Source organism: Streptomyces griseus subsp. griseus (genome assembly GCF_003610995.1).
Classification (GTDB): Bacteria; Actinomycetota; Actinomycetes; order Streptomycetales; family Streptomycetaceae; genus Streptomyces.
In genome coordinates, this window is the sequence record NZ_CP032543.1 from 3,354,505 (window position 1) to 3,373,862 (window position 19,358).

The 19,358-nt window shown below is 70.9% G+C and carries 18 protein-coding genes, 1 tRNA gene and 2 pseudogenes; 8 read left to right on the forward strand and 13 right to left on the reverse strand.

Annotated features, from left to right (window positions below):
• Positions 1-43 precede the first annotated feature (43 nt).
• Together D6270_RS14895 and D6270_RS14900 are read right to left on the reverse strand one after the other, a co-directional pair.
• Positions 44-913, reverse strand: a complete 870-nt coding sequence (locus D6270_RS14895) for a sugar phosphate isomerase/epimerase family protein (protein WP_109164951.1) — start codon at positions 911-913, stop codon at positions 44-46.
• Between the two features lie 111 nt (positions 914-1,024).
• Positions 1,025-1,972, reverse strand: coding sequence for an ACP S-malonyltransferase (locus D6270_RS14900; protein WP_225976857.1), 948 nt, complete (start codon positions 1,970-1,972; stop codon positions 1,025-1,027).
• Positions 1,973-2,463: 491 nt separating this feature from the next.
• Here D6270_RS14900 and D6270_RS14905 point away from each other — a divergent pair, with 491 nt between their 5' ends.
• Complete coding sequence (locus D6270_RS14905) at positions 2,464-3,228, forward strand: thioesterase II family protein (protein ID WP_109164950.1); 765 nt, start codon at positions 2,464-2,466, stop codon at positions 3,226-3,228.
• A gap of 288 nt (positions 3,229-3,516) precedes the next feature.
• Positions 3,517-3,762 (forward strand): PqqD family peptide modification chaperone, encoded by a 246-nt coding sequence (locus tag D6270_RS14910; RefSeq protein ID WP_225976858.1) that lies wholly within the window; start codon positions 3,517-3,519, stop codon positions 3,760-3,762.
• A 109-nt stretch (positions 3,763-3,871) separates the two neighbouring features.
• Here D6270_RS14910 and D6270_RS14915 read toward each other — a convergent pair whose 3' ends face one another.
• Positions 3,872-4,456: a TetR/AcrR family transcriptional regulator gene (locus tag D6270_RS14915; protein WP_202418668.1), complete on the reverse strand. Its 585-nt coding sequence runs from the start codon at positions 4,454-4,456 to the stop codon at positions 3,872-3,874.
• Between the two features lie 275 nt (positions 4,457-4,731).
• Between D6270_RS14915 and D6270_RS14920 the strand changes: the two genes are divergently transcribed.
• Complete coding sequence (locus tag D6270_RS14920) at positions 4,732-7,623, forward strand: AAA family ATPase (RefSeq protein WP_109164947.1); 2,892 nt, start codon at positions 4,732-4,734, stop codon at positions 7,621-7,623.
• A 380-nt stretch (positions 7,624-8,003) separates the two neighbouring features.
• Positions 8,004-9,131 (forward strand): helix-turn-helix transcriptional regulator, encoded by a 1,128-nt coding sequence (locus tag D6270_RS14925; protein ID WP_158650518.1) that lies wholly within the window; start codon positions 8,004-8,006, stop codon positions 9,129-9,131.
• 272 nt (positions 9,132-9,403) lie between these two features.
• Here the strand turns inward: D6270_RS14925 and D6270_RS14935 are convergent, their stop codons facing one another.
• Positions 9,404-10,210: a thioesterase II family protein gene (locus D6270_RS14935; protein ID WP_264081509.1), complete on the reverse strand. Its 807-nt coding sequence runs from the start codon at positions 10,208-10,210 to the stop codon at positions 9,404-9,406.
• Positions 10,211-10,405: 195 nt separating this feature from the next.
• Here D6270_RS14935 and D6270_RS14940 point away from each other — a divergent pair, with 195 nt between their 5' ends.
• From D6270_RS14940 to D6270_RS14950, 3 genes and pseudogenes are all read left to right on the forward strand, one after another.
• On the forward strand, positions 10,406-11,938 hold the full coding sequence (locus D6270_RS14940; RefSeq protein ID WP_109164945.1) for an alpha/beta hydrolase: 1,533 nt from the start codon (positions 10,406-10,408) through the stop codon (positions 11,936-11,938).
• Positions 11,939-12,046: 108 nt separating this feature from the next.
• Positions 12,047-12,120: transfer RNA gene (locus tag D6270_RS14945), tRNA-Thr, on the forward strand.
• A 70-nt stretch (positions 12,121-12,190) separates the two neighbouring features.
• Positions 12,191-12,614 (forward strand): annotated as a pseudogene (locus D6270_RS14950) (mobilization protein); the annotation flags it as partial.
• A gap of 66 nt (positions 12,615-12,680) precedes the next feature.
• Here D6270_RS14950 and D6270_RS14955 read toward each other — a convergent pair.
• From D6270_RS14955 to D6270_RS14970, 4 genes and pseudogenes are all read right to left on the reverse strand, one after another.
• Positions 12,681-13,082, reverse strand: a pseudogene (locus D6270_RS14955) (NUDIX hydrolase); the annotation flags it as partial.
• 183 nt (positions 13,083-13,265) lie between these two features.
• Positions 13,266-13,640 carry a hypothetical protein gene (locus D6270_RS14960; RefSeq protein WP_030422580.1) on the reverse strand — a complete coding sequence of 125 codons (375 nt, stop codon included), beginning with the start codon at positions 13,638-13,640 and terminating at the stop codon, positions 13,266-13,268.
• A gap of 19 nt (positions 13,641-13,659) precedes the next feature.
• Positions 13,660-14,247, reverse strand: coding sequence for a class IV adenylate cyclase (locus D6270_RS14965; protein ID WP_109164944.1), 588 nt, complete (start codon positions 14,245-14,247; stop codon positions 13,660-13,662).
• An 11-nt stretch (positions 14,248-14,258) separates the two neighbouring features.
• The gene (locus D6270_RS14970) at positions 14,259-14,516 is read right to left on the reverse strand and encodes a hypothetical protein (protein ID WP_225976859.1); all 258 of its coding nucleotides are present in this window, start codon (positions 14,514-14,516) and stop codon (positions 14,259-14,261) included.
• On the opposite strand from D6270_RS14970, the gene D6270_RS14975 reads away from it, so the two are divergent.
• Positions 14,515-14,781: an MIT C-terminal domain-containing protein gene (locus tag D6270_RS14975; RefSeq protein WP_225976860.1), complete on the forward strand. Its 267-nt coding sequence runs from the start codon at positions 14,515-14,517 to the stop codon at positions 14,779-14,781. The genes D6270_RS14970 and D6270_RS14975 overlap by 2 nt on opposite strands.
• Positions 14,782-15,463: 682 nt before the next feature.
• On the opposite strand, the gene D6270_RS33080 is transcribed toward D6270_RS14975, so the two are convergent.
• The 5 genes from D6270_RS33080 to D6270_RS15000 all read right to left on the reverse strand — a co-directional run bounded on the left by D6270_RS33080 (position 15,464) and on the right by D6270_RS15000 (position 19,315).
• On the reverse strand, positions 15,464-15,790 hold the full coding sequence (locus tag D6270_RS33080; protein WP_318780020.1) for a GNAT family N-acetyltransferase: 327 nt from the start codon (positions 15,788-15,790) through the stop codon (positions 15,464-15,466).
• A gap of 512 nt (positions 15,791-16,302) precedes the next feature.
• A complete protein-coding gene (locus D6270_RS14985; RefSeq protein WP_109164943.1) occupies positions 16,303-16,977 on the reverse strand; it encodes a phytanoyl-CoA dioxygenase family protein in 675 nt (224 codons plus the stop codon).
• Position 16,978: 1 nt separating this feature from the next.
• Positions 16,979-17,647 carry a phytanoyl-CoA dioxygenase family protein gene (locus D6270_RS14990; protein WP_109164942.1) on the reverse strand — a complete coding sequence of 223 codons (669 nt, stop codon included), beginning with the start codon at positions 17,645-17,647 and terminating at the stop codon, positions 16,979-16,981.
• Positions 17,644-18,399: an aldo/keto reductase gene (locus D6270_RS14995; RefSeq protein WP_109164941.1), complete on the reverse strand. Its 756-nt coding sequence runs from the start codon at positions 18,397-18,399 to the stop codon at positions 17,644-17,646. The genes D6270_RS14990 and D6270_RS14995 overlap by 4 nt, the downstream gene beginning before the upstream one ends.
• 7 nt (positions 18,400-18,406) lie before the next feature.
• A complete protein-coding gene (locus D6270_RS15000; RefSeq protein WP_109164940.1) occupies positions 18,407-19,315 on the reverse strand; it encodes a radical SAM protein in 909 nt (302 codons plus the stop codon).
• Positions 19,316-19,358 lie beyond the last annotated feature (43 nt).

Here is a 19,358-nt window from a genome sequence, read left to right on the forward strand (position 1 = left end):
CTTTGGCGGAGTTCGGTGGCGGTGAGGGGGGCTCGGTGAGGGCCTAGAGCGCGGCGCGCGCGGCCTCGACGGAGGCTCGGACGGCGGCGCGGGTGCGGGCGACGTTCTCGGCGACGGTCAGACCACGCAGCTCCGAGGAGAGGACCTCCACCGAGGGGGTGACGTCGACGCCCTTGGCGACCAGGGTGTGCAGCAGCCCCGTGATGTCGAACTCGCCGTCACCGGGGAGCCGTCGGCGGTTGAGGACCTCGTCCATGATGTCGTCCGACGCGGCCAGCGGGCCGTCGCCGAACTCGACACCGGCGATCTGCGCGCCGGACAGCTCCTCGATCGCCGCCGGGCCGTCCGGGTCGCGGAACAGGTGCCACATGTCGATGAGCAGCCGGCCGTTGGAGCGGTCGGCGCCGCGGACGACATCGGCGGCCACCTGGTAGGTGAAGCCGGGCAGGACGGCGATGGACTCCAGCGCGACGTCCAGCTCCCGGGCGGCCGCCCGGTCGCAGAGGGCACCGAAGCGCTCGGCGAGGACGTCGACCGGCGGCATGTCCGTCCCCGGCGGATAGACGGCGCAGGACTTGACCAGCGGGATGCCGAACTCCTCGGCCCGCGAGAAGAAGTGCTTCTCGCCCTCCAGGGCGGCGGCGATCTCGTCCGGGCCGGAGTTCCAGCCGAACAGGACCTCCAGCTCGCTGAACCGGACGCCGTACTCGTCGAGCAGGCCGCGGATCTTGTCCGCCGAGTGCTGGGCGACCAGGGCGTCCAGCTCCTCGATGCTCATGCCCATGGCGGTGCAGCCGTTCTCGGCCAGGCCGGCGAGGCGCTCCTCAAGGCTGTGGCGTACGAGCTCCTGCCAGGAGGAACCCGTCAGATGCAGATAGCTGAAGTTCAGTTCGTCCCGGTCCAGGATGGTCATGGGGTACCTCTCGCCTTCGACAGTTCACGGCCGACCGTGGGGTGTCCGGGACGCGGCGCCGGCCGAGGGCGCGTCCCACCGGGGTTCCGGTGCGGGACCGGAGGAGTGGCGTCACGCAGCGAGCTGCCTGCGCCGGGGCTGGAGCGCCAGTCGCGGGTTGAGCGCGACGACCTCGAAGTTCCGTGTGGTGACGGGGACCCGGCCGAACAGGGCGTCGGGCCCCGCGACGTAGAGCCGCCGTATGCCGCGCAGCCGCAGCGACGAGACGACATCGGGCCAGCGGACCTGGCGGGTGACGCAGTCGAGGAGCATGGTGCGCACCTGCGCACCGGTGGTCAGCAGCGAACCGTCCTGGTCGGCGACGACCGGCAGCCGGGGGTCGGCGAAGGTGAGCCCGTCGAACAGCTCCGCCTCGGCGCGCTCGCGCAGCGGGGCGAAGAGGCTCGCGTGCTGCGGCGGCCGCATCGTGTAGAGCGGGAGCCCGCCGACGGAGCGCACCCGCTTCTCCAGCCACTCCAGCCGGCCCTCGCGCAGCGAGACCATGGTGAAGTCCTCGTCGACGTGGCAGGCGATCTCGGACCACTCGCCGTGCTCGTCGAGTTCGCCGAGGATCTTCTCCAGCTCGTCGGGGCGGACGCGGGTGAAGGAGTGGGTCACGATGTCGCGGTGGTGCTCGGCGAACCACTCCTCCAGGAGCCGGGCCCAGCGCGCGGTCAGCAGCACCGCGTCCGGGAAGCCGAGGACGCCGGTGTGCACGGCTGCGGCCTTCCCGCCGAAGCTGGGGCCGGCGCAGAGGTCGGGCACCATCTCGTGGACGTCCTCGGCCCACTCGGCGAGCGCCAGGCAGTTGAGGAAGAAGGCGACCTGCGCGTACTCCGAGTAGTCGCCCTCGGCGTCGCGGTAGCGGTCGATCAGCGAGTAGCCGAGCACGTCGTCGGCCTGTGCGACCAGGCGGCGGGCCACCGGGTTGACGAGCATGAACCTGGCCGCTTCCCGGAACGGCAACGGACCCATTCCGGGAAAGACCAGCGCACTGCCCGTCCGAAGTTCGGTCGACATCCGGCTCCCTGCCCTTCAGCACGTCGGCACTGCTCGGGACCTCCCCGTCGGAGAGACCCGCCGGACCTCCCTGTCGGAGAGACCCGCTGCCGGCCCTGGACCGGCCCACACAGGCTGCGGGCTGCCGCACCCATGCCAAAACCCCTAAGGTTCCGTGGCGGAAGTCCCTTCACACTCCGGGGTCTGACCGGGGGTCGAGGCCCCCGGCCCCGCGTGGCGCCACGACCGTCCACGGAGTTCGGCTCCGCCGCGCGGTGCCCCGTACGGCCCCTAAGGGTCGGGCCGCCGCCGGTAGCCGGGGGCCGTACAGCGGCCGTGCCGGTCCGGGGACGGGCGGCCGGCCTTAGGGGTCCACGGCGGGACTTAGGGGAGGCGGCGGGCACCGCCCGGCGGGTTCAATCGCGTACGGAACGACCGGGCGGCGACCTGGGACGACCGGGCCACCGGGGCCGGCCCCGGCCGACGGGACACGTGAAGAGAGCCGAGGAGAGATGACGGTGGGCCTCCGAGAGAACAGCCCCTGGATACGCAGGTTCCACCCCGCGCCCCAGGCGCCCGCACGGCTCGTCTGCTTCCCGCACGCGGGAGGCTCGGCGACGTACTACTTCCCCCTGTCGGCGTCGCTGGCACCGGCGGCGGACGTTCTGGCCGTGCAGTACCCCGGCCGCCAGGACCGCCGGTCGGAGCCGTGCGTCGAGGACATCGAGACGCTGGCCGACCTGATCACGGCCGAGCTGCTCCCCTGGTCCGACGTACCGCTGACGCTGTTCGGGCACAGCTTGGGGGCCATGGTCGCCTTCGAGGTGGCCCGCCGGCTGGAACGCGCGGGCACCGCGCCGACCGCCCTGTTCGCCTCGGGCCGCCGCGCGCCTTCCCGGGTCAGGGACGAGTCCGCGCACACCGCCGACGACGACCGGCTCGTCGCCGACCTCACCGGGCTGAACGGAACGGCCTCCGCCGTGCTCCGCGACCCCGAGATCCTGCGGATGATCCTGCCCGCCGTACGGAGCGACTACCGGGCCGTGGAGACGTACCGCTACCGTCCCGGACCGCCGCTGACGGCACCGGTGTTCGCGCTGCTCGGCGACGACGACCCCTACGTCACCCTCGACGAGGCGCGGGCGTGGCGGGAGCACACCACGGGCCCCTTCGCCCTGCGGGCCTTCCCTGGCGGCCACTTCTACCTCGACGAGCAGGCCGCCGCGGTGCTCGGCGCGCTGCGCGGCCACCTCGCCGAGGTCTCCCCCGCGCACTGAGCGGCGGCCCGCCGACCGGTCCAACGGCGTTGCGGGGGCAGGGAATTACCTCCGGGGTGCCATGCTTCGTTCCGTTTCGACAAGACCGCCCCGGAAGCTATACGGCCGTACTATACTTTCGTCTAACCACGGTACGAGATCCTGATCATCGGCACCCGGGCCCAGCCAAGCGCCCCATCCCTTCCACGTAATCGCTACGTTCACGGTCATGCGCGCACACCGGTTCCGGCCGTCGCTGATCGGCTATCGACCACGGAGGACACAGTGCCGGTTCGACCCGAGCGCGGCGTGACGACGCAGGTTGCCGAGGACGGCTGTCTGGTGCTCCTGACCGGGGCGAGAGACACGACGTTCCGGTGCAGCCCGGTCGCGGCGGCGATGTGGATCGCCCTGCGCCAGCACGACGGCCATGTGGGCGCGGCGTCCAGGATGCTGGCCGAGCTGTGGGGCACGGCCCCCGAGAACACTCGTAGCGACATGGACATCTGGGTGAGCGAACTGCGGGACGCCGGCCTGGTCCGCGACGAGCCGTAGAAGATCGCGGGAGCCGGCCGTCCGGCCGGGCACCCAGGGGGCGCGGCGTGCGGTCCCGGCCGTTCGGCTGTTCACCCGGCGGGGACCACCCGCTCCACGGTCCCGGCCGTCACTTCACGACGGCCTCGTTGCCGTGCAGATGGAGCGTCGCCCGCATCGCGTCGGCGAGGTCCCGGCCCGAGGGCGCCGTCTCCGGCGAGAAGAGCCAGAGCGTCATCACCCCGTTGAGCAGCGCCGCGTAGAAGCTGCCGAGCGTGGCCGCCGTCTCCTCGTCGATCTCGCTCTCGTCGACCCCGTGGAACAGCGCCACCAGCGCCGACCAGCCGCGCGGCTGCACCTTGGCCAGGCCCTCCCGTACCTCGGGAAGGACCGCGGCGTGCACCGCGACCTCGACGTTCAGCGCCCACAGCGGCTTCCGCGCCGGGAACAGCTCGATGATCCGGTTCCACACCATCTCGAACCGCTCGATGGTGGCGGGCATCGACTCCAGGTCGGCGCTGATGGCCGTGCCGGGGCCGAACTCGTCGCCCCAGTCCTGGATCGCCTGGACGTACGCCTCGGTGAGCAGAGCGTCCTTCGAACCGTAGTGATAGCCGATGGACGCGAGGTTCGTCCCCGACGCCGCCACGATGTCCCGGGCGCTCGTCCGCGCGAACCCCTTCTCCAGCAGGCAGCGCTTGGCACCCTCCAACAAGTCCTCACGGTGACCCACGGCACACCCCCTCGTCTCGCGGTCGTGGCGGCCATCTTAGGGCGTGTCCGGCGGATCAGGGCCGGGTCCGCGACGCCGGGCACCGACCCTCGATTTCCGGCCACGGCCCCCGCCTCGGGGACGGAACCCGGCCCACCGTACGTGAGTCGTGCCTGCTCATCGCGGCGGGCGCCGGATTGTTCTGCACGGTGCAACTAGTGACCACTAGAGGATCGGCCGATGATGCGCCAAACTCCCGGGGGTAGCGGTGTACGCAGATGCGTTCCACGTACGCCACACGGTCACCCCGCCGCGGACAACGACGCCAACGGCGGAAGCAGGCCGGTCAGCAGGATCTGTCCAGTGAAGTGCCGGGGGACAAAGTGGTACTGGTCGAAAGGGATCCGGAGTCAAGGACGTTGCGCTTGGCGCTGGCGAATTGTGTCGCCGGAACAGCGGGCATCGTCCTCATCGAGGGGGCTGCGGGGTGCGGCAAGAGTGAACTGATCGACACCGTCGCCGAATGGGCTGACGACGCGGGGGCATTGGTCCTCCGCGGCTTCGGCTCCAGCGAGGAACGGGAGCTGCCGCTGGGCCTCGTCCGGCAGCTCGCCGGGGACGCGCCGGACGGCGCGCTCCCCGAGGTGACGGTCGCGCCGGAGGGGCGGCCCCGGGTCGGAGCGATGCGGGAGTTCCAGACGGCGCTGCACCAACTGAGCGCCACCACACCGGTGGTGATCGCCGTTGACGACCTGCACCACGCCGACGTCGCCTCGCTCTGCTATCTCCAGCACATCGTCCGCCATCTGCGCTCGGCACGGCTGCTGCTCGTGCTCGCCGCGCCGCTGCGCGACGACCGGCAGGACGCCGCCTTCGAGACCGAACTGCTGCGCCGCGGCAACGTCCAGCGCGTGCTGCTGCGGCGGCTGAGCCCGGCGGGCACGGCCGACGTACTGGCCGACACCTCCTGGCCCGGCCGCCGCGAAGGACTCGCGAACGAACTGCACACCATCAGCGGCGGCAACCCGCTGCTGCTCCGCGCCCTGCTGGAGGAGCACCGCTCGGCCGACCCGGCCGACCTCGACGAAGGTACGGTGCCGCCGGCGCCCGGCGGCCTGTTCAGCCAGGCCGTCCTCACCTGCCTGCGACTCAGCGGTCCGCACGCCTCGTCGCTGGGCGCGGCCCTGGCCGTACTCGGCGACGCCTACACACCCGAGCGGGCCGGGCGGCTCATCGACGCCCCGGCGTTCACCGTCGCCAGGGCGGTCGCGTCGCTCGCGGCCTCCGGCATCCTGCGGGGGCACCGCTTCCGGCACCCGGCGGCCGAGGCCACCGTGCTGGACCACACACCGCCGCACGTGCTGGCCGCGCTGCACCTGCGCAGCGCGGAACTCCTGCACGGGGGCGGCGGCCGGACCATTCCCACGGTGGCCCGGCATCTGATCGCTGCCGCCCGGCACGGCGGCTCCCTCGACGGCGCCGACTGGGCCGTGGACGTACTGCGCGCGGCGGCCGAGCACCTGCTAATGGACGAGGAGGCGGCGCACGCCACCGCCGCGCTCGAACTCGCCCACGAGCTGAGCCGCGAGGAGCGCCAGCGGGCCGAGATCAAGACCCGGCTCGCCGCGATCACCTGGCGGGTCGACCCCGGCACGGCGGAGCGGCACCTGTCCGCCCCGCTCGAAGCGCTGCGCTCCGGACTGCTGCCGGCCGAGTGCCTGACGCCCGTCACCACGCTGCTGGTGGGCCAGGGCCGTATCGCGGAGGCGGCCGAGCTGCGCTCCCGGGTCGTCCACGCCACGGCCGGATACGGCGCCGAGGCCCCGCGCCCCGCGAACGGGGCCCCCGGCACCGACGTACTCGACCGGAGCCCGTCCGGCGCTCCCGCCATCCCCTCGCAGCGGGGCGAGGAGCGCCCGCCCCGGGCGCACACCTGGGACCTGCCCGAGACGGAGAGCCGCGTCGAGACGGCGGTCGCCGACCGGTTCCTGGAGACGACCGTCCTCTCCGAGGCGACCCTCGACCCGATCGTGCAGGCCGTACGGGTCCTCACCCACTCCCGTCAGCCCAAGCTGGCCGCGCACCGGTGCCGGCAGCTGATCGAGGCGGCGGAACGTCACGGCGCCCCGGCCTGGCAGGCCCTGTTCACCGCGCTGCGGGCGGACGTCCTGCTGCGCCTCGGCGACCTCCAGGCGGCGGAGGGGCACGCGCTGAGCGCACTGGCCCACCTCCCCGAGCGTGGCAACAGCGCCTTCGCGGGCGGCCCGACGGCGACCCTGATCCGGGCGCGGACCCTGATGGGCAAGCACGCGTCCGTCGCCCGCCAGCTCCAGCAGCCGGTCGCCGACACACTCCTGAGAAGCGTGCACGGCCTGTTCTATCTGCGGGCCCGCGGCCTGTACCACGCGGCCAACCACCAACACCACGCCGCGCTGGGCGACTTCCTCGAAGCGGGACGGCTGGCCCAGCACTGGGGGATGGACCGTCCCACCCTGCTGCCGTGGCGCTCGGACGCCGCGGAGGCGCTGATCCGGCTCGGCGACACCCGCCAGGCCGAGCAGCTCATCCGGCAGCAGCTGGCCATGCCCGACGCCAGACGTCCCTGGGTGCGCGGCATCTCCCTCCGTCTACGCGCGCTGATCTCCGATCCCAGGCAGCAGCCGGCGCTCCTCGGCGAGGCGGCCGACGAACTCGGCCGCTCCGGCGACCTGCTGGAGCTCGCCCGTACGATGGCCGACCTCGGCCGCGTCCTGCGGGTCCTGGGCGAGAACGTACGGGCGAGCGCCGTGACCCGGCGGGCGCTGAACCTGGCACGGGACTGCGGGGCGGAGCCGCTGTGTGCCGAGATCGTCCCCGAACTCGGCCCGGAGGACCGGACGGCCCACCGGCCGCACCCGCTGTCCCTGCACACCGAACGGGTCGACAGACCCGAGCGGGTCGACAGATCCGAGCGGCCCGACGCCGACACCAAGCTCAGCGACTCCGAGCGCAGGGTGGCGACGCTCGCCGCGAGCGGGTACACCAACCGGGAGATATCCCTGCGGCTGCACATCACCGTCAGCACGGTCGAACAGCACCTCACCCGGGTGTACCGCAAGCTCAACATCACCCGGCGTCAGGACCTGCCGGTGGACCTCCAGTTGACCGCTTCGGCCATGGACGTGGCCTGACCGCCCACAGCAGTCAAGGACATGCAAAGAAGTCAAGGGAAAGGCAAAAATTCGGCACTTTCCCGCGATTTCCCAGGCACTGCGCACCCGACAGGCTTCCCAGATCGGCTACGGCGAATTATCATCGTGCCGCGATATAGGCAAAATTCCGATTATAGAAATCTTTTACCATAGCCGTTTCACCACTGACAGTAACCTGTCCGCCACTCCATGGTCAGGAGTGGCGCCAGGTTATCGCCGGGTAATTCCCTATTTCCCGGGGACTGCTATCACCAGCCCCCGCCCCGTCTCGAAGAATTAAGAATCGAGACGACTCGCGAGAAATCTCGATGGGCTAATGTTGCCGACGACAACCCACAGGCACTCGAGGGAGCGAGCGGATGCCGGCAGCCACGGGGGCGCACCAGAACGGCGAATATCCGATCATCGAGCAGGACGGCACTTCTTTTCCCTGTTCACCCATACGCAGGGTCCGCTTCCGGCGCGGTGAGGTGGCGGAGGACCTCGGGCTCAGTCCCGAGGAGTCGGTCGGCGCGGAGCGTGTGCTCAGCCTGCTGGGCCTGCTCGAACCGGCCTTCGGGAAGGACCAGTTGGTGCCCGTCAGCCTCGACAAGCTGACCCGGCTGACCCGGAGCGCCCGCCCGGCCTCCCCCACCCGCCCGCCGAGGCGGCCCACAGAGGCCACCCCGCTGCGCGAGCGGGAGACGGCCCAGCCGCCGGCGCCGACACCCGCGTCGGCGCCCCGCAGCCTGGCGAGCCGCCGGATCGGACCGGCCACGACGGGAACCCCCCAGGTCGAGACGGTCAGCGACCCCGCCCTGCTCCGCGTCCGGCTGGAGGAGATGAACGCCCACTGCCAGCAGGAGCTGCTCCTCGTCCAGCCCGGCGGAGCCCGCCCGGCGGCCACCCTCCCGGCGGCCCGGCTGGCCGCGCTGAGCCTGCTGGAGCGCGGCGTACGCATGCGGGTGCTCTACCAGCACGCGGCGCGCGGCGACACCGTCACCAGGGCCCTGGTCCGCGAGCTCAGCCGCCACGGCGCCCAGGTGCGCACGGACGCGGAGCTGACGGCGCCGCTCGTCGCCTACGACCAGGAGACCGTGTTCCTGCCCGAGGCGCCGGACCCGGCGACCGGTGAGTGCAGCGGCAAGGCGGCCGTGATCCGGGACCCCACCCTGGTGGCGTTCACCTGCGGGGCGTTCGAGCGGCTGTGGAACGCCGCGACCCCCTTCCTCCCCGCCACCGAGGACGCGGCGCCGGTCATCGACGATCTGAAAGCGGCGATCGTCCGGCTCATGGCCCTCGGCCACAAGGACGAGATGGTCGCCCGACGCCTCGGCATGTCCGTCCGCACCTGCCGAAGACACATAGCGGAGATCATGGAGACGACGGACGCCACGAGCCGCTTCCAGGCCGGGGTGAGACTGACCCGGGCGGGCATCCTCGACCACTCCGCCCCGGACTCGACCGCGCTGTTCACCCCGGCGGCGCCACCCGGCAGGAACCCGTAGGCGGACCGGGCACCGCACTTTTCACTGCCTCTCAGACGACGGCCGGGAATTTTGCCCATTACCCCGCCCGCAGAGGTTCAAACAGCCGTGGAATTGATATCGGCTCTCTCGACACGCACCGTAAATGACCGCAGACGAACAACCGGAAAAACACCGCCACCACTGACCAGATCAACGGCGAATCCGCTCGTCGGCCGGAAGTTTTCGCGCAGGTCCTCCCGGACCGCGACCGGCTATCGGTGGTGCGGCCCCGGGTGGTCGGCCCGGACCGGCTATCCGTGGTGCGGCCCCGGGTGGTCGGCCGGGACCGGCACCGCCTCCGTGAGCCGGGCCAGGTGCGGGATCACCGGGGAGTCGGGCCCGCCCAGGTAGAAGTGACCCCCCGGGTGGGTGTGCAGCGCGAACTCCCCGGTCGTGTGCTCCTGCCACGCCCGTACGTCCTCGACCGGCGCCTTGGGATCGCTCAGCCCCACATGCGCGGTGATGGGCACGGTGAGCGGCGGGCCGGGCTCGTAGCGGTACGTCTCGATCACCTGGTAGTCCTTGCGGATCACCGGCAGCCACATGTCCAGCAGCTCCGGGTCGTCGAGGAAGGCGGGCACCGTGCCGTTGAGCCGGGCGATCTCCCCGATCAGCTGCTCGTCGCTGCTGAGGTGGAGCCTGCCCTCCCGCAGACGGTGGGGTGCGGGCCGCCCGGAGACGACGAGGGCGAACGGCGGCACACCGCGCCGCTCCAGCCGGCGGGCCACCTCGAAGGAGAGGCTGGCCCCCATGCTGTGCCCGAACAGCGCGAGCGGGCGGTCGGTGAGGGGCAGCAGGGAGTCGGCCACCAGGTCCGCGAGGCGGGACATGTCGTCGACGAGCGGTTCCGCGTACCGGTCCATCCGGCCCGGATACTGCACGGCGAGCACCTCGATCTCCGGCGAGAGCGCCCGGGAGACATTGAAGAAGTAGCTCGCCGACCCACCGGCGTGGGGAAGACAGACCAGCCGGACGCGGGCCTGTGGCGCGTCATGGAATCGGCAGATCCACTTGTCCTTGGTACGCGAACCGTCCGACATCTCCAGTGAACCCTTCATGCGCCGACTGAATCCGGAGACCCGAAGGGCGGCTTCGGCTCTCCGGCCCGATGATCCTCCGCGCCCCGAAGGCCAACAACCCCTAATCGCCGGGGCGCCCGCTTAGGGGTCGGACGGCCCCGCACCCGCCTGCCGCGCTTCACCCGAATGAGCAGGGAATCGGACGACTCGTCACCCGCCGGATACGCTCCGAGGATGAACACCAGGCGCCTGCTCCACACCCTCGCCATCGGGCTCGGCACCGCCGGCCTGCTCGTCTCCGGCTGTAGCGGCGGCGGCTCGTCGCCGAGCGCTTCCGCCACCGGCACAGCGGCGCCGGAGGGGCTGTCGGCGTACTACACGCAGAAGCTGAGCTGGCGCGACTGCGGGGTGGAGGGGTTCGAGTGCGCGACGATGAAGGCGCCGAGGGACTACGACAGACCGGATGACGGCGACATCGACCTGGCCGTCTCCCGCAAGAAGGCCACCGGCCCCGGCAAACGGATCGGCTCGCTCCTGGTGAACCCGGGTGGCCCCGGCGGCTCCGCGATCGGCTATCTCCAGGGGTACGCGGCGCTCGGCTACCCGGCCCAGGTCAGGGCCCGCTACGACATGGTGGCCATCGACCCGCGCGGCGTGGCCCGCAGCGAACCGGTGGACTGCCTGACGGGCAAGGAGATGGACGCCTTCACCCAGGTCGACCAGACCCCGGACGACGAGGCGGAGGTCCGGAAGCTCACGGACGCCTTCGAGAAGTTCGCGGCAGGCTGCGAGAAGCGCTCGGGCGAGATCCTCCCGTACGTCTCCACCGTCGACACGGCCCGCGACATGGACGTCCTACGCTCCCTGCTGGGCGACGGAAAACTGAACTACGTGGGCGCCTCGTACGGGACGTTCCTGGGCGCCACGTACGCGGACCTCTTCCCGCAGCGGGCCGGCCGCCTGGTCCTGGACGGCGCGATGGACCCCTCCCTCCCGGCGATCGACATGAACCGCGACCAGACGGCGGGCTTCGAGGGGGCGTTCCAGTCCTTCGCCGCCGACTGCGTCAAGCAGCCGGACTGCCCGCTGGGCACCACGTCCACGGCGGACGCGGCGACCGCGCTGAAGCAGCTCTTCCAGGACCTGGACGCGAAGCCCGTCCCGACCGGCGACGACGAGCGCGAGCTCGGCGAGTCACTGGCCACGACCGGGGTGATCGCGGCGATGTACGACGAGGCGGCCTGGCCCCAGCTCCGCGAGGCGCTGGAGGGCGCCCAGCGCAGCGACGGCTCGGGCCTCCTCTCGCTGGCGGACAGCTACTACGAGCGCGAGCCGAACGGCAAGTACGCGAACCTGATGTTCGCCAACGCCGCCGTGAACTGCCTCGACCTCCCGCCCGCCTTCGACGGCCCCGACGCGGTGGAGAAGGCGGTCCCCGACTTCGAGAAGGCCTCCCCGGTCTTCGGCCGGGGCTTCGCCTGGGCCTCCCTGAACTGCGCATACTGGCCCACCAAGCCCACGGGCACCCCCCACCGCACCGAGGCGAAGGGCGCCGCCCCGATCGTGGTGGTCGGCACCACCCGCGACCCGGCCACCCCGTACAAGTGGGCCCAGGCCCTCGCCGCCCAGCTCTCCTCCGGCACCCTGCTCACCTACGACGGCGACGGCCACACGGCGTACGGCCGGGGCAGCGACTGCATCGACACGGCGATCAACACCTACCTTCTGGAGGGCACCCCGCCCACCCATGACAAGAAGTGCACCTGACCCCCACTGACCAGGGAAAACGCCTCCGGGGGCGCCGTGTACGGAGCACCCCCGGAAACTGTGTAGACTTGGGCCCGCTGCTGATCGCACCATAGTGCGACAGGGCACGCCGCCTTAGCTCAGTTGGCCAGAGCAACGCACTCGTAATGCGTAGGTCTCGGGTTCGAATCCCGAAGGCGGCTCAGTTGAACCCCAGGTCACATAGCCCGTGACCTGGGGTTTTCTGTCGTCCGGCACCATCTTGATGGAGATGTCGGCGACGCCTGCCGCCAGATCGAGACCGACCACGGCCTGCGTCAGCCGAGGAAGGGCGACCGCGCCGCCGGAAAGCGCCCCACCCAGGCCGAGATGCATAAGGCCCAACGCCTCGGCTGGGAGCAGACCAGCCGCGACTGGCTCCAGGACCGCATCCGCGCCGCCCTCCCCCACGCCGGCAACGCCGAGGAACTCCTCGCCTCCCCTCGAAGCCGGCGGCATCGCGATCAAGCCCCGCCGCGGACCGTCCGGAGATCTCCACGGCTACGCCGCCGACCTCCCTGGCGACCTCAACAAGGGCGGGGAACAGATCTTCCGCCCCGGCGGGCGGATCGCCCCCGACCTCACCCCCTCCATGCTCAAGGCCTGCCTGGAAACCACCGCACGCCGACAGCGCCCCACCACCCGCTGGCACCAGGCCCCATGCTCTCGGCCCCTCCACCAGGGCATGACCCCTCAGTCCCCCGCCGAAACTTGGAACGGTCTGCACGGACAGGGTCCCGTCGAGGTAGTCCTGCACCAGCTCGAACAGCCCGTACTCCGGGATGTCGCCATGGAATACCCAGGCAAGCTCGACAAGCTCCTCGGTATCGGCGACGTGAGCTGTGCCGCCCAGGGTCTGGCAGGCGGTATAGGACATGAGGCGGCCCGTCTTGGGGTGAACGCGCTCGCCGAGCAGTTTGACCGCCTCGATGGTCAGCCCTGTCTCCTCCTGGGCTTCCCGCACAGCGGCGGCCTCACGTTCCTCGCCGAGCTCGACCTCCCCGGCGGGGAACTGCCAGGAGAGCTGCCCCTCGCTCACCCGGCGGCGGACCATGAGCACGCGGCCCTCGTGAACGACGATGGCGGCGGCGATGCCCGGCCGCTCGTCCGTGGTCTGCTGCTTCACGACTGCTCCTCCAAGAGGCCCGGGGTGGGTGGGAAGACCGTATCGGTGGACGTGAAACGGTCGCTGTGTTGTCAGGCCGTTCGTCTCGGGGCTTCCGCCGAAGGCGCGCACGCCAATGACCCGCCCCGGCCACGGGCTCTCGCTGCGGGGGACAGCGGGCACCAGCGTGACCGGGGCGGGGGCTTAACTACGGCGGAAGAGCCTGCTCTGGCCCCGATGCTTGCCGGTTCTCCTGCCGGAGGCCGACTGCCCCACCTCGGCGGAATCGCTCGGCCGGGTGGAGCCGGCCGGGCGGTTCTCGTTGAAGAAGGATTGCCAGACCCGTTCCTGCAGCTCGCCGATGCAGGCGCCGCAGGCGTACATCGGGGCCTGGGCCCCGGCGACTCTGGCGGGGCCGATCCACAGGACGCGCGTCCACCGCTGTCCGCAGTAGAGCCAGCAGGGTCCGTCGACCCACTCGTTGCCGTCGTCGGTGGCCGCCGGTGAGGGCAGTCCTCCTCGGGCGAACTCGGCGATCCCGGGGATCACCCTGTGCTGTAGGGCGACTTCCGTCAGCATCGCTCGTCTCCCTCCCCGATCAACGGTCCTGGGCCGTGGGAGAAGCGTCCTTCTGCTTCTCGGCTTCGGAGAACAAGAGCGTGGGCTCGGCGAGGATGTCGCGGTCGGCCTCGCTCTTGTAGATTGCGTCGACGCTGCCGAACCGGGCCTCGGAGTAGTCGAGTTTCAGCAGCGCGGCGGCCTGGCGCACCGATGCCTCGTCGGGACCTTCGATTTCCAGGAAGGTGGGCAGGTCGGGCCAGGTGTCGAAGTCGAAGGCGACCGCGCCCAGGCGCCATTCCTCGCGGTAGTTCTCCTGGTAACGGACCTCGGTGAGGCCGACTCGGCGCAGGATGTCGGCCATGGCGTGCAGGTCGGTGACCTCGGTTTCGATCTCCTTGGTGCCGTCGATCGTCGTGGCGTCGGTGACCTGCTTGAGCGTGAGGGTCGAGCGGGTGCCCTCGTCCCGCAGGCGGATCCAGGCTCCGCCGTCGAGGGATTCGTTCTCGAAGATCTTGCGGGTGAGGAGTGTGCGGGGGAACTCCTGGACGGCACCGAGGGCGCTCAGCTTGTTCTGGAGGCTGGCGACGTCCACGGCCAGGAACTTCGCCTCGTATTCGTGCTTCATGGGGCCTTCTCTCAGAAGTGGTCGGTGAGGGTGGACGTCCGGGCCGCGAGCAGGAGGCCCATGCGGTGGGTGTGGTCGTGCAGCTGGCCGACGTGGGCGCGTTCCGTGAACTCGATGGTCCGCAGGGTGAGCAGGACCTCCCAGTCGCCGATGAAGTGGGGGTGAAGGCGTTCCGGGGAGGTGTAGTGCTCGATCATGTGGTGGCGTCTTTCGACGGGCATCATGAACTCCGCGCCGAACACGCCGTCTGGGCGGACCAGGCGCTGCATGCGGTCGAAGGTCCGTAAGCAGCTCGAGTTCCTCCTCAAGGTCAAGCAGGGCGCATCAGCTGGCGGCATCAATCTCGATATCTCGTTCGACGACACGATCCATGACCGCTCGATCGTCACCGACACTGGCTGGAAGATCCTGCTCGGCCGCGGTCTCGACATCTTCCAGTTCGTCACCGGTGACGCGTTCGACCTTGCTACCAGGCACCAGGAGTACCGCCAGGTCAAAGCGTTCAGCGTGACCTACATCCGTGCGGGTCGGTGATTGAGGTGAGGCCACTCGTCCGAAGGCATGGCGGAGAGGGCAGTCGATGCCACGTCAACAAGAGGGGCCCGAGAGGCCGCTCAGCAGCGGCTACCTCTTGCGTATGCCTTGAAGCGCCGCCGAGGGAGAGGCGCGGTGTCGCCCGCTGTTCGATCGTCGAGTGGATGCCTGGCGCTCGCGAGGCGAGCTTGACGACAGCCTCGGCGGAGTCGACACGACGCCCGTCGCGGAGATGGAGAGGTAGAAGCGGCTCAATGCAGTCTCCTCTCGCGCTAGGGGCAGGGTTGCGTGAGCGGACGGGACAGCACCCGTTGGATTGAGCGTCACGTCAACGAGGCCGAGAGGTCTCTGACCAGGGAGAACCGGATCAAGCATGATCATGAATCACCACCCGTCACGATCGTGCAGGCCCTCGTAATGCGTAGGTCTCGGGTTCGAATCCCGAAGGCGGCTCAGTGAAGGCCCAGGACAGAACGCCTCTGACCTGGGCCTTTGTGCTTTTCATGATCGGTTCGGAAGGGCTGTTCCTGGATCCCCGGGGGCGCACGGCCACAGCTTCGGCGCCTCGCCGCGTTGTCGGGATGCCCTCGCACATTCGGTATGCGAACGCTCCTCCGCAGCGATGTACCGCGTGCGGCGCCGCACGCTGGTTCGCCTGGAATCGCAGGACAGCCCCTGGCCGTCAGTCTCCGGAGAGCCGCAGGCTGAGTTGGAAACCCGTTCCCTGGAAGCCCAGCGTATGGGCGACCCTCCGGGAGGCCCCGGTGCGCCCCCGCCACTGGCACAGGAGGCCCTGGGCCAGTGCGTCCCCGACCGCGGCCGACCCGACTGCCCGGGCGGCGAGGCCTCGGCGGCGATGGCGGGGGTTGGTGAGGATACTGAGGTGGGCGGTGCCCCGTGGCCAGAGTTCATGTCCGCCGCGGCCACGATCCTGCCGTCCCACCGCACCGCCCTCGCCGGACTCGTGATACCCGCGAGCGCGCTCTCGTCGGCGTCTCCGGGACCGCACCGGTCCAGGAACGCCAGGAGCGAGGGATCGTCGGCGGGGGCCCCCTCGGCGACAGACGGGACCGGGCGGAACCGGGACGGTGTGAGGAACAGCAGGTGAGGTGGGCCCAGCACCTCGGTGAACGGCAACCGGTCCTGGAGCCGGCCGGGGCCTGCCAACTCCTTCGTTCCGCGGCCACGAAGAGCCGTGGTGGCCCGGTCTGCCGTACGGGCATCGGCCACGGTCACCAGCGCGGCGTCCCCCAGGACGACCACAGCCGTCCAGCCCGGCGGACTCAGCCGGGAGGCCGGGGCGACGGCCACGCTCGTACGGCCGGGGAGGAAGGAGGCGTCCGGTCCGGCGAGCAGGGCCCAGGCAGCCCGGGCCTCATGCAGGACCGGGTGAGTGGCTGTCGCAGGGAGGTGGAGGTTCATCGGCTCGTGCTTCCGGTGCACGGTCGGCTGGTGGGGGCGGTCGGCACTGAGGTGTTGCGGGTACGCGCACAGGCCGCCGTTCGGGTGCCTGCCGGGGACTCAGACCACGGTCTTGTCCGCCATCACGAGGCTCATCAACTGTTGCTGTGCCGACGCGTGTTCCGTCCTGCGAGCGAAGGCCACAGCGATCTGACGGCGGACCACCCCGCCCAGCGCGGCGTGGCGGACGCGTGGGTCGAACGCTATGACGTCTCCCGGTTCGACCGGCAGGACCTGGGCCGGCAGATCTTCGGGGGCGAGGTCGGTGGTGGGGTAGGCGGCGGGGGCCCGGTGGCTTCCCGGCAGCAGGCGCAGCGCACCGTTGGGGCCGTCGAGAGCCGTGTCGTAGAGGACGAACTTCACCAGCCGCGCCGACGACCCCTCCGTCGTGCGGGAGGCGCCGTCGTCCGTTCCCTCGGTGTCGGAGTGCCAGTAGGTGTCACCGTGGATCTCGCTCGCGTCGCCGTAGAGGTAGACACAGGGACCGCCGAGCAGTTCAGCGGCCAAGGCCTCCAGGCGGACGTCGGCGCATCCCTGGGACAGGGCGGCGGAGCGGCCCAGGAATCCCGGGACGGCCCTGCGCTCCCGGGAGCCGCGGACGTTGCCGCCGGATGCGAGTGCCGCCTCCACATCGGCGAAGGCGTCGTCGGCGCATCCGGCGAGCAGTCCCCGGAAGACCTCGAAGCCGAAGAGGTCGAACCTCCGTCGACGCGGTGAGTGCTGCTCGGTGGTCATGTCAGGTGAACCTCACTGTTCCGCTCACGAACCGGTTCAGGACGTACTGCGAGGCGGCCGTCCGTTCGGAGGCCGTGACCGGCTGCCGGGCGAAGTTCCACGCCCACTGCCGACGCCGGCCGCCGTTCCAGGCGGAGTGCAGGACGTTGGTGTTGAAGACGATGACGTCGCCGGGGTCGGTGGGGAGCACGGTGGCGGGGACCTGGTCGCCGCGCAGTCCGAGCGCCTGGTCGTGCCGCATCAACTGCCGTACCGGCTCGCCCTGCCACCCTCCCTCGACCCGGTGCGAGCCGGGGATGACCCGCAGCGCACCGGTGTCGGCGTCCGTGGGTTCCCCGTAGACGACGGCGCGCAGATACAGTCCCTCCGCGTAGAAGCCGTCGGAGTGCCAGTACGAGTCTCCGACCAGGACGTTGACGTCGCTGGTGACCATGGAGGCGGCCCCTGTGCGGGACAGGAGGTCGTCCAGCGCGGGGACGCGTCCGGCGACGGCCATCCCGGGAGCGTGCTCGACCGCGTGGAAGCGCGTGCGGCGCTCCGCGGCCGGCGCCTCCTCCTCGGGCAGCAGTGCTGCGAACGCCCCTTCGAGATCCGGCAGCAGGGGCAGAGCGGCGCCCGGCAGCACGCAGAAGCCGAACCGCTCCAGCAGGAGGTGGGGGGTGGAGGTCACGGGGAGGTCTCCGCGCGCAGCTGCTCGACGGCGGGGAGGTAGTCGGCGAACTGCTCCGGAGTCCTGGGGGCGATGACCACGGCCCACGGGTCGAACGCGGCCGTGAGCGCGGTCAGGCGCTCGGTCACGGCCTGGGCCCGGCGTTCCGCGGGCAGGGTCCGGATGGAGCGGCCACCGGCGAAGAGGCTTCTCAGGACCAGCCTGTGCCCGGCGTCGCGGAGCCGGGGTGCGAGCTCCGGATGCCGCTCCAGGACGGCTGTCTCGACCATGGTCACCAGCGGAGTGCCGACGTCCGCGACCAGCGCGATCTCGGAGGGGTCCAGCACGGAGACGCCCAGGTCCCGGGCCGGTCCCTCCTGCACGAGGAGACGGTGCATCTCGGGCCAGTCGAACGTCCTGAAGACCTCGATCGGCGGATTGTGGACCAGGACGCAGTCGACCGACGAGCGCCGCAGGCGTTGGCCGGAGTCGGCCAAGGTGGCGGCCATGGTGGGCAGACTGTAGTCGAGCGTGGGCAACGGGGTACGGACGTCCACCCCCACCTTGGTCCACACCGGCAGGTCGGGGCAGAGCTCGCCGAGGTCGCTCTCGGCGAGCGTGCGGGCGTAGATCGGTGCGGTGTCCACCCCGTCCAGGTTCAGCTTGCGAGCCATCCGCACGACCTCGGCGGCCCGGTGGGTGTCGCGGTCGACGACCATCAGGCTGTTGAAGTTGCCCGAGGTCCGCATGGTGCCCAGGACTACGCGTGTCATCTCTTCCTCACTCTCCACAGAGCAGTGCGCAACGGGACCCGACCGCGGAAGGCGACGCGTGGAGGGCTCGCACCCCGTCGGCCACGGCCTTGCGCGACAGCCGGATGTCGACCTCGCTCTTCCTGTCGTACGGACAGCGGCGCAGCGCGCCTCGCGGGGAGAGGTAGAGCCGGTCGCTGGAGCAGGTGCGGTCCAGCGTGCCGGCAAGGCTGCGGTCCAGGGCGGCGAGTGCGTCGGTGAAGCGGTCCGAGAGGCCGAATCGATCCCGCAGCGCCGCCAGATCGCCCGCGTAGCGGCTACGTACCGCCTCGGGGGTCGCCTTCTTGAGCTGATGGTCTGTGAGCAGCAGGGGGCTCAGCTCGAACTCCACCCCGAAGGCCGCGTCGATGGCGGCCATCGCCTCCAGGTCGGCGTCCTCCAGTTCCCACACGGTGACGTGCAGACTGGCGCGGCCGTGACCGAGCGCGTCGAACACCGCGGCGCTGCCCGTGATGGTCCTTTCGGTGGCTCCGACCCGCTGCGCGCCCAGGCTGTCCGCCGAGACCGTGACATGGGAGAGCAGGCCCGCCACGGACGCCAAGGCGTCGAGCCGGCGCCCTTCGCGGGCCGCGGTGACCACGGAGCAGGCGTAGCCGAACTGGACGGCCACCCTGACCAGTTCCCTGAAGTCCGGGTGGTCCGTGGGCTCGCCACCGGTGAGGCAGACCGAGGTGGCCCCCAGCTCCTTGCAGCGGGACAGGGCGCGGGCGTAGGTGGGAAGGTCCAGCGCGGCGCGGCCGACATCGGCACGCAGGCAGAACTTGCAGCCCAGGTCGCACCGTTCGTCGACGGCGACCAGGAGCCCGGTCACCGGGGGGTGCGACGTCGTCTCCGCCGTGGCGGGGTTCCGGTCGCCCCGGACGAGTTGGTCGGTCACCGTGGCGTCCTCCGTTGTTCATCGGCGGTCATGGTGCGGGGAG